Origin of the sequence: Shewanella decolorationis S12 (assembly GCF_000485795.1) — a bacterium.
GTDB classification, from domain to species: domain Bacteria; phylum Pseudomonadota; class Gammaproteobacteria; order Enterobacterales; family Shewanellaceae; genus Shewanella; species Shewanella decolorationis.
This window is the reverse complement of sequence record NZ_AXZL01000072.1, coordinates 94,933-110,751: the sequence shown is the minus strand read 5'-3', so window position 1 is coordinate 110,751 and position 15,819 is coordinate 94,933. Positions and strand designations below refer to the sequence as shown.

Here is a 15,819-nt window from a genome sequence, read left to right as displayed (position 1 = left end):
TCTTTAATGCATTACTGAACTCTTATTGATTTAAGCCATGCTTCAACCTCACCGAAATACCAGCCTACGGCACGAGCGCCAAGACATACTTTTCGCGGAAAAAGTGGATCAAACCTTGGGGATTTGGGATTGAGTTTATCGTAGATAGTTGAACGCGAAAGCCCTGTAAGCTGAACCAAGGTCTTCAGTCTAATAATGGAATTGCTTGTGAGAGTTGTGTTCATAATCGTCCTCAGAGTTGTGAATAAACGTCTACAACCCTGAGATTAGATGGTTATCAAGCATGAATAAACGGGGTAAAAACGGTCCCCCTTGCTCACCTAAAGTGCTTTATTCATTGTATTCTATACATTTTTTTGATCCCCTAAGAAATTTACTCGGTCTCAAAAATAATTCAGCATATTTGGCATTATCACTGCTAAAACCTTCTGCAACTAAAAAATCTTTTATTTTAGATGTTATCTTTTTATCATTTATTTCCTGAACAGACCAAAAATGCTCGAGGCAGTGAGTTAAGTATGGAAACTGGCAACCATCTGCAATGGTTTTATCTTTACCGCATAGGCCTTCGGGATTAGGGTTGAGAAAAAAAGCCGCCGCTTCTGCCTTTTTTTGAGCATAACCGAGTTGATTCATAATCCGCTCTACCAATCCTTTAACTTTTGGCGGATTAGCTGTTTTCCCCCAATAATAACTGAAGCCTAAAATAGATAATTGGTCCAGGTCTGATTGATTGCGTATCAAATTTTTAACATAGTAAGGGCTTGCTTGGGGAATATCAGACTGTTCTATATCTTGATGTATAAATGAAAGAATATCACTTTCAAAAACACAGACTGAATCAATTGTTATCTTCAAGGGGATAAATTCATTGTCAATGCTATTGTCTCGCGCCAAAAATTTAAAGCTTTTCCTCGTAAAACAAAATTTGATATTATAATTATAGTTATAAAATTCTGACTGAAAATTAATCCCTAAGTCTTTAGCGTTAATAGGTACTTCATGTCTTTCTATATATTTATCACCACTCATCAATTCAAGTTCGAAGTTTTCAGTATACAGGTAGAATTCCGTGATGAACTTCAAATTAACAATTCCGATTTTTATTAATACGGCTAAGTCATCGCTCCCCAACCTTAGATATTCTACTTTCGGAACCAATGATGCAGCAGAGAATGATTCACTACGTTTCAATTTATCCCGTGCAACCTTTCTATATATAAAATCCTCTCTAGTCAGATATGACCCATTACGATTTTTATACGTACTCCTTTCATATACGGCCCAAATATTAATATTAACAGGAGAAAAAATTAAAACAGGTTTATTTTCTTTCAAAAGGTGCTTTACAACCTCATCTCGGCTAGCATTTAAGTTCACCTTCGATAACTCTACAATTTTTTGCATTGATACAATCCTTTTATCTGCTATTTCTGCTACTAATAGCAGAAATAGCAGATAAAAGGAATTTGATTGTTGAATCTTTCCTTCACGAGATAGCTTAACTTGTGAATATTTTCAACCTGTCATCGTGACTATGTATAAAAATATGCTTAAAGTGGGTTTTCGTAATGTACCAAGAGTTAGCATTCATATATTGGAAGTTTAAGCAAACAAGTTCACATTAGTGATGTTCACTTCAATATAAGAGTCTGGAGGCCCCTTTAGTCAGTCTTCAAAGATAACCATTCCAACCCCTGCTCTGCAAAGGCAAATAATCTATCGCTATAACCTTGAGAGATTACACTGCGGATGATCTCAGGGTCAATATTCAGATAATCATGTACCAGTGCATTACGCAGGCCTATCACTTTACGCCAGCCATTTAATTCATCAGCTGGTTGTGTTCCTCGTTGACACAGGACCTCAAATGTTTGGTAGGCATCCTGCGGACTATGTCCTGCAAGTGCCTTAGCCCAGTGTTTTGCAATGCCAATGCAAGCTTCAATAGAGACCTGTAGTGTGCGCTCTGCTGCTCGATACTCGAGATCAGATAAGGAACGCTGACTAAGTAATTGACGTAACTCTCCAAGCTCGGCTTGGTACTGGCTAAGACTTAAACTCAATGACGTGATATAGGCATCATCCAAAATAATAAAGTAGCTTGGGGCAGAATAATCGAGTTCCATTTGCGACATAATCCGGGACTCTTCTTGCATTCTTCGACCTTCATCTCGACTAAAAATAAGTTTGTTAGCATTAATGATACCGAAGGCCAAAGGGATTGGTGCTAGATTGATATCGACAACTGAAAGCTTCCCTTCGGCTAGCCCCAATGCTCTTTGCCAATCCATAGCAAGCAGTTCAGCTCTAATACGAGTATCAAGCACACTATCTGCCTTTACCGGGTCGAATGCGACGGCTAAATCCCAATCGCTATGCTCGCTAGCATTTCCTTTCGCCTGCGAACCATAAAGCCATAATATCGCCACCTCAGGATGACTTGCAGCTAAAGCGTTTAGTTGGTGCATATACTGGCTCTGCTCGATAGTCATTGGCTTTAGGTTAGTCATGAAGTAAGAGTACCAACCCTGAGTCGGACTTAACAGGTTAGATTCGTGTATCACGCCCCCTATCTTTTGACTCAGGGAGATAATCTCTATTCGGCCTTATAGGTCATGCCCCTAATTTTCTTGAAGTAGCTGTTACTGACAAAGAGCCCACTGCTGCAGTGGCAATATGATTGCTCCACCACTCCATTAACTTGGTCCGTCGCTCTAGGTAGGTCGTGCGATTATAGGCGCTGCGGATTTGGTTTTTATCTACGTGGGCTAACGCGGCCTCAATGACATCACCATCAAAGCCTTGTTCATTTAAGGTAGTGCTCGCTAGTGAGCGTAAACCATGCCCCGTTGTTCTTCCCTTTAATCCCATTCGCCCTAATGCTTTGTTGATGGTTTCAGGATCTGTGTGCTTTTTAGGATCTTTAGATGACGGAAAAACGAATTGGCTTTGTTCACTAATCGGCTTAACAGTTTCGAGTATCGCGAGAGTATGCTCTGTAAGCGGGATAATATGCTCACGATTCATTTTCATGCGTGATTCAGGAATCGTCCAAAGTTTGGCATCAAAATCGATTTCTTCCCAACGGGCTCCGGCCGCTTCATTCGGCCTGGTCATTGTGTGCAATTGCCATTCAATCAAACACCGAGTCGTTAACAATAAATTTGCGTTTGCGACGGTCTGCAATAATTCAGCTAGCTCTGCTGGTTTTAATGCCTTCAGATGCTCCACTTTGCTCTTTCTAAAAACTTCTCGAATACCTGACAATGGATTGGCATGAATGTAACCAGAGTTAACTGAAAAGTTCATGATTTCATTCAGTAACTGAGCGGTACGCTTAACCGTTTCAAGATGCCCCTTCTGCTCTAGGGGCTTGAGCGCGGCAATGGCTATGGGAGCCGTGAGTCTGCTAATCGCAATACTCCCCAGTTTAGGGAAGGCATACAGCTCAAGCTTGCGCCAATTGCCTTCGATGGTTTTAGGCTTAATGCTTCCCTGCTTAGAGTCCATCCACATTTGCGCAATATGCTTGAGAGTTTGAGCGTTCTCTGTTGCCGCTTTTAATTTGTTTTCAACTTTAAGTAGTTGAGGGTCGATGCCTTCGGCCAAGTTTTTTCGCGCTTCTAGCGCTTTATCACGCGCCTCAGCTAAGGATACGTCAGGATATGAGCCTAAACCAAAATAGGTGGGTTTGCTGGTGGAGGGACGTATGTATCTAAATTCCCACGTTTTCCCTGCAGTGCGCACATAGAGATAGAGATTGCCACCATCTGACAATCTATAGGGCTTTGCTTCCGCTTTAGCATTGAGCACCGCTTTTGCAGTCAGCTTATTTGTACTCCTTCCCATACCGTTCTACCCTCTCAAATTAAACCCAAAAGTAATGCTTGATTTTGGCATTATTTTTCACTCGAAAATCAAGCATTACTTATCACTGAATAAATTCAGATAAATCAGGATATTGCCAAGTTAAATCTGGGCCATAAATTCGAGAAAATCAAGTAAAAAAACGGCATAAAAAAAGGGTATTTTTGAAGCCAAAAGTAATGCCAAAATTTACCAAATTTCCTTGGCATTACTTTTGGCATTACTAAAAATTTCGGATGCAGTAGGATGTTATTAAACAATATAGGATGGTAAGTTATTGATTTTAATAAAATGCAGGTAAGAAAAAAGACGTCCTAGGACGTCTTTAAACTTGAATGTGGCGGTGAGAGAGGGAGTCGAACCCTCGATACGTTTCCGTATACACACTTTCCAGGCGTGCTCCTTCGGCCACTCGGACATCTCACCAGATTGTTTGGATATATTTTTATGTGTTTATCATTCACATTGATAACAACACGCTTAACTAACTCATTAAGCATTCGCTGTTAACGGAGCGGTACTGTACGCAAAAGCATAAGGACGGTCAAGTAAAAAAGAGAGGATTTCAGGCGGTTGCACAATTGCTAAGCAAACCGCCTGATGTCTGAGGTTAAAATGTGCGCTAAGGCTATTTTACTGTAAATTTATGGACTTCCTTAGACATAAGATCGGCATCGTAGGTCAATGCCTTAGTTAACTCCCTCAATTCATCGGAGATACGTTGAGTATTCAAATATATTTCACTTATCTTCAATGCGTTACGATTCACATCTTCAGAAACAGCTGATTGCTCGTGTGTCGCGGTAGCAATTTGTTCATTCATGCGGTTGATGATATCGACTTGTTCAACAATACGTTTAAGTTCAAGCCCTGCTTGTTCCGCTTCTTGAACGCTAGTATTTGCCTGCGATAGCCCACGTTCCATGGCTTTTACAGCCATACTCGCGCCGGATTTTAATCTATCTGTCATGTTTTTTATGTCAGAAGTCGAGGCTTGGGAACGTTGGGCTAAGCTTCTAACCTCATCGGCAACCACAGCAAAACCTCTGCCCATTTCGCCCGCTCTGGCCGCTTCAATCGCTGCGTTGAGTGCCAGCAAATTCGTTTGCTCAGCGATGCCGCTGATCACATCTAATACGACTACAATACCGTGGATCTCGCGGTCGAGTTCATTGATCGCTTGTGATGCACCATTAATATCATCGGCAAGCGCTTTAATCGCTTTGCTGGTTCTACCCACTTCAAGATTACCAGTTTTGGCCTCTTGATTTGCCGAATGTGAAGCTTCAGAAGCATGTACAGCATTACTCGCGATTTCGGCAACTGTCGCACTCATTTCGGTCATGGCGGATGCCACTTGCTCTGCCTCACTGTGACCAGCCATGACATCTTGTTCCATTGCATGGGTACAAACATCCATTTGTTCAACCGCTTGTTGTAACTTGCTGGCACTGGCGCGAACTTGCAATATGACATTTTCAAAATCACTCATCATGTCATTGAAAGCTAAGGCAAGTTCGCCAAACTCATCTTGGCTGCTGTGACTTAAGCGGACGCTGAGATCGTAGTGTTTCCTTGCTTGGGTAACGGTAGAGTAAAGGTGATGCACGCTGGAGTGTAGATAGCGAATCACAGATAAGCTCAGTAACAGCACAATTATCAGAATTAAGGCTAAGGTCGCTAACACAAAGAACATTTGTTGATTAGCCGATGCAAGACGTTCATGGGTAACCTTCAAAAGATCTGTTGAAACCTGCTGTTCAAAATCCCGTAAACTGTCTATCCGAGCGGTTGATTTTGCAAACCAGTCCTCTGGGTTTTGTTGCTGAATTTTTTGATTATCTTGGTCAAATGCAATTTGTCTCAGAGCTTCAACCTCTTTGACTTCATTAGAGTTTTGTAACCTGTTGATCGCATCAATAAGATTAGATGAGGCTAATGCGTTAAAGCGCTCTAAATAACTGTTTTGCTCTGAAACTAGGGTGATAAACTTTGCATAAACCTTTGGTTTAAATCCTGATTGACCAAAGGTCGAACTTAATACTGCTCGTTCTATCCCTGCTCTTTCCTTCATTTGTAAAAAAGCACTAAATGCCGCAGCTTTAATCGCAATCTCTTGATTCGCGCCAGTTTTGGCGGTCTCATCGACTATTGCGAGTAATTCTCTATTTAGCTCCGTATAGTAGCTAACTTCATCTGCGACACTGATTGATAAACTATCAACCTGCGAACGAATCGAGGTTAATCGACCGAGTTGGGTATTCAATTCACGTAATTTAGGTGCAAAAACTGAGGGTAAACTGTGGTTTTCGATAAAAGATTGGAAATGTTTAAGCTGGGTATCGGTTAATTGCCTTTGCGTAGGGATCTTTGCAGCGAAGGCTTTGCCTGATGAACCAATAAAACCCGCACTCATACCCCGTTCTTTTTGTAATTCATGTACAAAGTTACTGTTAGTCACCGCCAATTCACTCAACTGCACCACAAGTTTAAGCTCTTGACGATATTCATACTTTTCAATGAGAAACAAAGCACCATACAAAAAGCACGCTAAAAGAGGTGGCAATACAACCATGAGTAATTTTTGCTTTAAGCTGAGGTTGCCAATCCATTGCCATTTCATAAAAAAATCCTTAGTCAATTTACGGTTATCTATCTGACCTACTATGTATAGCACAGGATAGTAATGATAACGACAAAGAATCACTAATTTAGTGATTCTTAATCATCATAAAAACATAGACTTAAATATTTGGATCTTTGCCAACTGAATATAAGTATTCAATGACGCAAGTAAACGAAAGGAGATCTAGGGAGAAGATGCGGGCGAACTTTTCAACCCGCATTCACTGGTTAGCTAAAAAGTTGTGGAAATAAACCTTTAATACCAGCCGCAATGACTTCAATACCGATGGAAAGCATTAATAACCCCATCAGACGGGTGATTACGTTAATACCCGTTTTGCCAAGAATCTTGTAAATAATTGATGCCATTCTAAATAGTGCAAAACTCACCAAGCCAAAAATAATCACTGTGATAAACATCGCAATAAAATTTGACAATGAATTATGCTCTGCGGCAAACACGATGACCGAGCTGATAGCACCTGGGCCTGCCATTAACGGCAAGGCTAACGGCACCACAGCCACTGACTCCATGGCCGAAGATTCGCGATCTTCCTCTTGGTTGCGTTTTACTTCGCCCAATTTACCCTGCAACATCGACATCGCAATAATGGCGATCAAGGTGCCGCCAGCAATCCTAAAAGCCGAAAGTGAAATGCTAAACATATTCAAAATATGTTGCCCCGCCACTATGGTCACCAGCAGGATCACCACCACCGCAAAGTTAGCCACTTTCCCCGTATGGTTACGTTCGGCTTCGGTTTGATGACTGGTTAAGCTCACAAACACTGGCAACAAACCAATGGGGTTGATAATGGCAACTAAGCCAAGAAAAAATTTAACGTAAAGTGTTAACTCCAAGTTGCAGTCCTTAATGTGCGTGTCACGCCAATTTCATCAAACTAACCGTAAGGGCAAGTATAGTAGCTTAAGCACAGATGACTGAAAAATGAGATTTTTGAGGTTAAATCACAAGTTTGAGTAATAGCTGCTTTAGATACTCGACTCATTTTAGGTCAAAGAGGTTAAAACAGATCATAGTTACTGTATTTTTATTACATAAAAGCGCTAAATTGATTGTACCGTCACACTTTCACTTAGGCTTTAGGTGTAATTTTTCATCATAAAGAAGATTTAGCGAATCGCACATTCCCTAAATCTTTTTAGGAGTTTTAATCATGACAGTAACCAATGCCCAAGAACTGGATCTCATGGTCGAGCGCGTGGCCAAAGCGCAAGCCGAATATGCCAGTTTTAGCCAAGCCCAAGTCGATGCCATTTTCCGCGCCGCCGCATTGGCCGCCGCCGATGCGCGTATATCACTCGCGAAAATGGCCGCAGCCGAAACCCGAATGGGGGTGATTGAAGACAAAGTCATTAAAAACCACTTTGCCTCCGAGTACATTTACAACAAGTATAAAGATGAAAAGACCTGCGGGATTTTATCCGAGGACCCCACCTTCGGCACTATTACTATTGCCGAGCCCGTGGGCATTATTTGTGGGATAGTTCCTACCACGAATCCAACCTCCACCGCCATCTTTAAGGCGTTGATCAGCCTTAAAACCCGCAATGCGATTATTTTCTCCCCTCACCCTAGGGCAAAAGTCTCGACCACCACAGCGGCCAAACTGGTACTAGATGCCGCCATTGCCGCTGGTGCGCCCAAGGACATTATCGGTTGGATTGATGAGCCCAGTGTTGCGCTCTCAAATCAATTGATGACCCACCCTAAAGTGAACCTTATCCTCGCAACTGGTGGCCCTGGTATGGTGAAAGCCGCCTACTCCTCCGGCAAACCCGCGATTGGCGTGGGTGCGGGTAACACGCCAATTGTGATTGATGAAACCGCCGACATTAAACGCGCGGTCAGCTCGATTTTGATGTCTAAAACCTTCGATAACGGTGTGGTGTGTGCCTCAGAGCAAGCGGTAATTGTGGTCGATAGTATCTATGAGCAAGTCAAAGAGCGCTTTGCCACCCATGGTGGTTATCTCTTAAATGCTGCGCAAACCGCTGCAATGCAACAAGTTATCCTTAAAAATGGCGGTTTAAATGCCGATATCGTCGGCCAAAGCGCCGCGACCATAGCGCAAATGGCGGGCATTGATGTCCCCCACACCACCAAGGTATTAATTGGTGAGGTCACCGATATCACTGAGGCAGAGGCCTTTGCCCACGAAAAACTCTCTCCTTTACTTGGCATGTACCGCGCCGCCGATTTCAATGACGCCGTCGATAAAGCCGAAGCCTTAGTTGCCTTAGGCGGCATTGGACACACATCCGGCTTATATACCGACCAAGACACCCAAACCGAGCGGGTGAAAACCTTTGGTTTTAGAATGAAAACCGCACGTATTTTAATCAACACCCCGGCCTCGCAAGGCGGCATTGGCGATCTGTACAACTTTAAACTCGCTCCCTCACTCACCTTAGGCTGCGGCTCTTGGGGCGGAAACTCGATTTCGGAAAACGTCGGCCCAAGCCATTTAATCAATAAGAAAACCGTTGCTAAGAGGGCTGAAAACATGCTGTGGCACAAGCTTCCGTCATCTATTTACTTCCGCCGCGGCAGTTTACCGATTGCTCTTGAAGAATTGAGCGATAAAAAACGTGCCCTCGTAGTGACCGACCGATTCCTGTTTAACCAAGGTTATTGCGACGAAACCTTAAAAATTTTAAAAGCCCAAGGTCTTGAAACCGAAGTCTTTTACGAGGTAGAAGCCGATCCTACACTGGCCACAGTGCGCCAAGGTGCCAAAGTCGCCAATAGCTTTAAACCCGATGTGATTATCGCCTTAGGCGGTGGCTCGCCCATGGATGCGGCCAAGATTATTTGGGTGATGTACGAGCATCCCGATGTCGACTTTGCCGATTTAGCCCTGCGTTTTATGGATATCCGTAAACGTATCTATAAATTCCCTAAAATGGGCGTCAAAGCGACTATGGTGGCGGTCCCGACCACTTCCGGCACTGGCTCTGAGGTCACACCTTTTGCCGTGGTGACCGATGAACAAACCGGTAAAAAATACCCCATCGCCGACTATCAACTCACCCCAAACATGGCGATTGTTGACCCAAATCTGGTGATGGATATGCCGAAATCCTTAACCGCTTTCGGCGGAATCGATGCGATCACCCACGCGCTCGAAGCCTATGTCAGTGTAATGGCGAATGAATACAGCGATGGTCAAGCTCTGCAAGCTCTTGACCTACTGTGCAAATATCTGCCCGATGCTTATCAGCTCGGCGCCGCATCCCCCATCGCCCGTGAAAAAGTCCACAATGGCGCCACCATAGCAGGTATCGCCTTTGCCAACGCCTTCCTTGGGATCTGCCACTCTATGGCCCACAAGCTGGGCGCCGAGTTTCACCTAGCCCACGGGCTGGCGAACGCGCTGCTGATCAGTAACGTTATCCGCTTTAATGCGACTGACTTACCAACTAAGCAAGCCGCATTCAGCCAATACGACAGGCCAAAAGCCCTATGTCGCTACGCGGCCATTGCCGATCATTTAGCCTTAGGTGGAAACTCAGATGCGGAAAAAGTCGAGAAATTGCTGGAAAAAATCGAGCAACTCAAGAAGACGCTGGGCATTCCAGCATCTATCCAAGAAGCGGGAGTCAACGAAGCCGACTTCCTCGCCAAAGTAGATATGATTGCCGAGGATGCCTTCGATGACCAATGTACTGGCGCTAACCCTCGTTATCCGCTAATTAGCGAGCTAAAACAGCTACTACTCGACAGCTACTATGGTCGCCCCTTCACCGAGCAATAGTGCTTAGTGGATATAGCGTTTAGGGAACAAAAAAACGTTAAATGCAAAAGCCCTCGTTTGAGGGCTTTTTATTGATTAAACTTAAGTAAAATCAATTGATAACGTCTTGAAAAACATTACAACTGTTCAGACTTAGTTTCAAACAAACTCAATTAGCTCAACGCTAATACATAGTCGATGGCACTGGTGATTGCTGCGACTTGGGCTAAGTTGCACTCTGCGGGCGTGGCCGATGGGCTGTCGGGATACACTTCGGTGGTGGTGTTATAAATACAGCCCGTCACACTGCTGCATAAACCTAGCGCTTTCAACGGGTAATTGATCACTCCGTGTTGCACCACAGTTGAGCCTATAATCTCGCCCTTGTCATCGGCGGGCGCGATGTGAGTCACTTTGCTCACCCCATCGATAATCGCCTTTTGGAAGGCATCCTGCGGATTTTCGGTATCGCCTACGGCATAAAAACCATCTGGAATGGTGCCGGGGATAAAGTCTTTGCCATCACGCGCGGCCAAGGCTGGACGAAATTCGTCTTCATCCGAGTCAGTGGTTTCATGTAAATCCACATGCACATCAAAACCTTGTGGAACGCTTGCCACCAGTGCCATCAGTGCTGCCGACTCTTCAGCGGGACTATTGGCGTAAAAGGAGCGGTTTGGATCGATAGCTTTAGGGTTCCAGCGATTAATAGTCTCATAACCCCAAGGGCTTACACACACTGCCACCACTAAGTTTACCCGCTCAGCATAGTGAGCCGCGTTGTTAGCCAAAAAGGCCAAGGCGCCATGCACGCCACTGGTTTCGTAGCCGTGTACGCCCCCTGTGACTAATACCGTTATCTTTTTCGGATCAAAGCTTGCTGATTTGACCGCAAATAAAGGGTAACGCGCTGGATCAATCGATAAAGCGCCATATTGCACCACACTCAGCCCCAATGCGGCCAGTTGTGACTCCATCGCTTTTAGTGGCGCGACAACATTGTCTTGGTAAGAACGCTTAATTTGCGTGCTAGCAAACCATGCGGCCTTTTCGGCATCGCCCCATTTTTCACCAGTGGTACCAATAGGATAAAACGTTAAGCCTGACATACTTTTCTCGATCATTATATTTATAAAAGATTAGTAATTTATCATTAAAGCATCGAATTAAACGAAATAGGATAACAAAAAAACCATCAAACGCTAAAGCAATAAGATTCAACACTTGTATCAACTGAAGTTATGTGGATAAAGTCAGTATTAGTTCTCTATGTTAAAGAGCAACCACGAACAGCCCACACTTCTAAGAGTTCAAATATTCGCCAACAAGGAACGCCAGATAAATACTGTCATTTAGCCTGTGTTAGCCAAATAACTTTAGAAAGAAACTTCCAAATAATCATATGGTAAGCCGCTATTCACTTTAAGAATTAATTGATATCATGATGGCAGTCACTATGTTTTGGCATGGTTAATAGGCGAATTTCTTTGGTCAACTATATAAGGCTTATCTAGTATGTCACTCCCTACTAAAACGATTATTTCCTTTTCGACACGTTGGGGGCCTCAATTTGGCGGGATTAACAGCTTCAATCAAGATTTGCTCAAATCCTTTGCAGCTGCATTCTCTCAAGATATCAATACTATTTGTGTTGTACTTCAAGCCAGCGAAGCAGAATTCCAAGATGCAAATAATAGTCAAGTCACTTTAGTTTCTCTCAATCTGACCAATGAAAAAAACTTCTCTTCTGAATTCGCCGTTAACGCTTGGAATGAGTTACCAGAGCAATTTAAAAATGAATCCAACCAAATTGTTTGGCTCGGCCATGACCGTATTACAGGTGACGTAGCAGTTAATGCAGCACTAAGATATCGAGGACGTTCTGTTCTTATTAACCATATGAGTTATGACCATTACGAGTCATTCTGTGAAAATAGCGCTCTTGCTAACGATAAAAACAAAGCACAACGCAAACTTTTTGAGCAAGCAGATATTGTTATGGCTGTTGGCCCGCTTTTACGTGATGCGCTTGCTGAAATGCTAGACAGAGAAGATATTCCGATGTTGATTCCTGGTTTAGCTAATATCACAGTGAAAAGTATTTTCAAGACATTCCGAGGTTTTATCAGTGGCCGTTTAAGCGATGATGCAAAAAAAATCAAGCAAGGTCATCTGGGTGTTGCAGCATTCGCGCGTGCCATCTGTAAAGCAGATTCAAACTCTGGTCTTCCCGATGTTCTTCGTGGTACCAAAGAGCCAGAATTAACACTGAGAGGTGTGGATTATGAACAAAGTAACTCACAAGATCATACCAATGCTGAACTTGAACTAAAGCAGTTTGCCGAGATACATGCAAGACGTGCGATTCGTATGCATGCGCTACCTTTCACCACAGAACGTTCCGACCTTTTTGATGATTTACGAAGTGCTAGTGTTGCTATGATGCCTTCATGGCACGAGGGATTTGGATTAGTTGGTTGGGAGGCCATAGCGGCTGGAGTACCACTCATTGTTAGTCAAAAAAGTGGGCTGTATCGTTTTTTATCAGAACTTGAAGCGGGTCTTTACACCAGTTTTGTTTTTCCAATTGACATTGCGGGAAGCAATGCAGAGCCCTTTTTCCAAGAAAAAGATCAAGAAGCATTAGCCGATAAAATAATTGAAATCGCGAAATCGCACAGTATTGCACAACAAAAAGCAATTAAACTCCGTGAAGAACTTCTTAAAAATTACACATGGAAAGATTGTGCGCAAGAACTTGCAAAAATATTGAATTGGGAGCATACAGCTAGTGATTGCGTTGAAAAGACTCAGCCAATAGACATCCTTATTCAAACTGAAACACCAAATAATAATATACTGGGCTTACCCATACCAACATGGAAAATCGAAGCAGGTTTATCTAGCAGTAGATTATTGCGAGCAGAAGAAGCCGTAATCCCCTTTGATAAAAATCGCGAACCCTTTTTAGAAGACTTAATTCAATGGGCATTATCGACTGATTATCCGATAGCCATCAAGCTACTTACGGGGGTCGGTGGCACAGGGAAAACTCGTCTTGCACTGGAGTTATGCAACCGCTTACAAACTCAAGGTTGGCAAGTAGGCTTTCTAGCTAATGATGATCGTATCGCAAATATAGTCTCAAGTTTAATTGGCTCAAAACAGCAGATTTGTCTTGTTATCGACTACGCTGAAACACGCCAATCACAATTACTTGAACTAATAAAAGCGTTCAAATCAAAAAATCTATCAGTACCAATTCGTATTTTACTGTTAGCTCGTGATAGCGGTGAGTGGTGGAGTTTATTACCAGGAAAAGATCCGACTTGTGAAACACTTTTAGATAGCTTGGCGACCACGGGGCCATATCGACTTTTACCACTACACGATAGTGTTGAAAGCCGCAAAATAGCTTACCAAACTGCGATGGAAGCATTTGCAGATAAATTGAAACGACCACAACAGCCAAGCATACCTAATTTACATGACGAACATTTCGGTCACCCGCTTTATGTACAAATGGCCGCTCTGCTTGCACTACATGGTGAGGTACCTGGCTCGGCGGAATCAGTAGCGAGATCTCTAATCAACCACGAGCGCCGTTATTGGACTCAAGCTTTATCAACCATTTCGAACCTCTTCATACCACAAGATGATAGCCCTGCCTTATTTATGGCACTTGCGACTTTAGTTAATGGTTTCGCAACAGTGCGAGATTGCGAAGTGCTCTGGACTCAAGACTTAGGTGATAAAAACATTCTCAAGCCGCTGTTTACTCTGTTAGCCCCACTTTATCCAAACCGCCAAGGTATACAAGGATTACAGCCAGACTTGCTCGGTGAAGCCTTAATTGCTCAATGCCTACTTGGAAAAAAAGGGGACAAACTACTCCATGCGATATTAGGTAGTAGCAATCCCAAATGGCGCCGAAGCAGCCTAACAGTACTGGCACGTATACTGCGTAACCGAGGGGAATTAGCCAATATCATAACACCAGTGCTAACTCAGCACTTTGTTAACTGCGCAGACGATCTTGTTGCGGTGATGATTGAAACTCCTAGTCCGCTTGCTCAAGTGGTAGAACAAGCATTTATTAGTCTTAATACCCCACAGAAAAACCAAGTCTGCGGCATTCTTGATAAACATATCCAAGATGAGGTCCTACCATTAATTGACTTGAATGTGCTCATTAGGCAAGCACAAGTAGATAAAGCAAAAAGTAAGTTAAAAAAAATCACTAATGAGACTCAAGATACACTTGCTGGGGCATTGATTAATCTGTCAATCAGTTTTGTTCAGCAAGGCAACATAGATGAAGCGGCTAAAACAGCAAAACTTGCATTAGATATATTTGAAAAGCTCGCCAAGGCAACGCCTGAGCGCTTCGAACCTGCTTTCGCGACCGCCCTCAGCAATTACGCGAACATCTTAAGCGAATTCGATCGTGCAGAAGACGCTGAAATAGCTGCCAAACAAGCCTCGGACATACTAGCAAAGTTTGCCAAAGCCAAGCCGGAACGCTTCGAACCTGATTGGGCAACATCCCTTGGTAATTACGCAAGTCGTTTAAGCGAATTAGGCCGTGCTGAAGACGCTGAAATCGTCGCCAAACAAGCATTGAATATTTATGAAAAACTCGCCAAGGCTAACCCCGAGCGCTTCGAGCCTAATTGGTCAAGATTCCTTAGTAATTACGCGAACCGCTTAGGCGATTTAGGTCGTGCTGAGGACGCAGAAATAGCAGCCAAACAAGCATTGGTTATCCATGAAAAGCTTGCCAAAGCTAACCCCGAGCGCTTCGAATCTAATTGGGCAATGTCCCTAAACATTCATGCGAACCACTTAAGTCATGTAGGCTATACCGAAGCCGCTGAAAAAACTGCAAAACAAGCATTGGCTATCCTTGAAAGGCTTGCCAAAGCCAAACCCGAGCGCTTCGAACCTGATTGGGCAGATTCCCTTAACAATTATGCGTACCTCTTAAGTGAATTAGGCCATGGCGAAGCCGCTGAGAAAACCGCAAAACAAGCATTGGCTATCCGTGAAAAGCTTGCCAAAGCCAAACCTAAACAGTTTGAATTTAATTTGTTATGTTCAAAAATGTTGGTCATGCGATGCAGCATACTAACGGGCAAACAACCTTTTGAAATTGAGCATATAACGACAATCCACACCTCTTCACGTAAAAAACTTGAGCTGAGTTTTAAAGAGCATTTTTTAAGATCGTTTACAACTTATGAAACAGGATTGGTAAGGAACGCTATAACCGAGGCAGAAGCAAATTGGTCTAAGATGGATGCAACTCAAAAACGAGCCTATGAAACAGAAAGGCTATTACTTGCAGGGTTGGCAGATTCGAAACAAATAGTCTGTAACTTAACTTACAATTGGCAACAAGATTTACAACGTTTTCGGGCACAAAGAAATGGTAGATTGCCATGCTGGATGCTTGAAATGGCAGACCTTGCAGGTTTTACACTTTAAAAGCCATTCATTGATACTTTTAATTTAACCAACGACGAGCCAAGCTTATTGAAACCACTTGGCTCTTCTAAGTACACAT

Annotated in this window: 9 protein-coding genes and 1 tRNA gene; 2 read left to right on the top strand and 8 right to left on the bottom strand. The window is 43.2% G+C overall.

Features of this window, described 5'->3' with window-relative positions; all coding sequences use genetic code 11:
- Nucleotides 1-11: 11 nt before the first annotated feature.
- The 7 genes from SHD_RS15585 to SHD_RS15555 all read right to left on the bottom strand — a co-directional run bounded on the left by SHD_RS15585 (nucleotide 12) and on the right by SHD_RS15555 (nucleotide 7,356).
- Nucleotides 12-224: a helix-turn-helix transcriptional regulator gene (locus SHD_RS15585; protein WP_039978529.1), complete on the bottom strand. Its 213-nt coding sequence runs from the start codon at nucleotides 222-224 to the stop codon at nucleotides 12-14.
- Between the two features lie 106 nt (nucleotides 225-330).
- Nucleotides 331-1,407 carry a hypothetical protein gene (locus SHD_RS15580; protein WP_023267987.1) on the bottom strand — a complete coding sequence of 359 codons (1,077 nt, stop codon included), beginning with the start codon at nucleotides 1,405-1,407 and terminating at the stop codon, nucleotides 331-333.
- 257 nt (nucleotides 1,408-1,664) lie between these two features.
- Nucleotides 1,665-2,567, bottom strand: a complete 903-nt coding sequence (gene hepT, locus SHD_RS15575; protein WP_235056975.1) for a type VII toxin-antitoxin system HepT family RNase toxin — start codon at nucleotides 2,565-2,567, stop codon at nucleotides 1,665-1,667.
- A gap of 49 nt (nucleotides 2,568-2,616) precedes the next feature.
- Nucleotides 2,617-3,852: a tyrosine-type recombinase/integrase gene (locus SHD_RS15570; protein ID WP_023267985.1), complete on the bottom strand. Its 1,236-nt coding sequence runs from the start codon at nucleotides 3,850-3,852 to the stop codon at nucleotides 2,617-2,619.
- Nucleotides 3,853-4,208: 356 nt separating this feature from the next.
- Nucleotides 4,209-4,296 (bottom strand) — tRNA-Ser (locus SHD_RS15565).
- Between the two features lie 202 nt (nucleotides 4,297-4,498).
- Nucleotides 4,499-6,493 carry a methyl-accepting chemotaxis protein gene (locus SHD_RS15560; protein ID WP_023267984.1) on the bottom strand — a complete coding sequence of 665 codons (1,995 nt, stop codon included), beginning with the start codon at nucleotides 6,491-6,493 and terminating at the stop codon, nucleotides 4,499-4,501.
- Nucleotides 6,494-6,723: 230 nt separating this feature from the next.
- Nucleotides 6,724-7,356 (bottom strand): YchE family NAAT transporter, encoded by a 633-nt coding sequence (locus tag SHD_RS15555; protein WP_023267983.1) that lies wholly within the window; start codon nucleotides 7,354-7,356, stop codon nucleotides 6,724-6,726.
- 317 nt (nucleotides 7,357-7,673) lie between these two features.
- On the opposite strand from SHD_RS15555, the gene adhE reads away from it, so the two are divergent.
- Nucleotides 7,674-10,274, top strand: a complete 2,601-nt coding sequence (adhE, locus tag SHD_RS15550; protein ID WP_023267982.1) for a bifunctional acetaldehyde-CoA/alcohol dehydrogenase — start codon at nucleotides 7,674-7,676, stop codon at nucleotides 10,272-10,274.
- A 152-nt stretch (nucleotides 10,275-10,426) separates the two neighbouring features.
- Here adhE and SHD_RS15545 read toward each other — a convergent pair whose 3' ends face one another.
- A complete protein-coding gene (locus SHD_RS15545) occupies nucleotides 10,427-11,362 on the bottom strand; it encodes a M14 family metallopeptidase (protein ID WP_039978541.1) in 936 nt (311 codons plus the stop codon).
- A gap of 406 nt (nucleotides 11,363-11,768) precedes the next feature.
- Here SHD_RS15545 and SHD_RS15540 point away from each other — a divergent pair, with 406 nt between their 5' ends.
- Complete coding sequence (locus tag SHD_RS15540) at nucleotides 11,769-15,740, top strand: tetratricopeptide repeat protein (protein ID WP_023267980.1); 3,972 nt, start codon at nucleotides 11,769-11,771, stop codon at nucleotides 15,738-15,740.
- The last annotated feature ends 79 nt before the right edge of the window (nucleotides 15,741-15,819 follow it).

Excerpts from the sequence above, each read along its gene's own strand:
- SHD_RS15580 (WP_023267987.1), bottom strand. The coding sequence starts at position 1,407 with ATGCAAAAAATTGTAGAGTTATCGAAGGTGAACTTAAATGCTAGCCGA.
- SHD_RS15540 (WP_023267980.1), top strand. The coding sequence starts at position 11,769 with ATGTCACTCCCTACTAAAACGATTATTTCCTTTTCGACACGTTGGGGG.
- SHD_RS15560 (WP_023267984.1), bottom strand. The coding sequence starts at position 6,493 with ATGAAATGGCAATGGATTGGCAACCTCAGCTTAAAGCAAAAATTACTC.
- SHD_RS15570 (WP_023267985.1), bottom strand. The coding sequence starts at position 3,852 with ATGGGAAGGAGTACAAATAAGCTGACTGCAAAAGCGGTGCTCAATGCT.
- adhE (WP_023267982.1), top strand. The coding sequence starts at position 7,674 with ATGACAGTAACCAATGCCCAAGAACTGGATCTCATGGTCGAGCGCGTG.
- SHD_RS15545 (WP_039978541.1), bottom strand. The coding sequence starts at position 11,362 with ATGTCAGGCTTAACGTTTTATCCTATTGGTACCACTGGTGAAAAATGG.
- SHD_RS15585 (WP_039978529.1), bottom strand. The coding sequence starts at position 224 with ATGAACACAACTCTCACAAGCAATTCCATTATTAGACTGAAGACCTTG.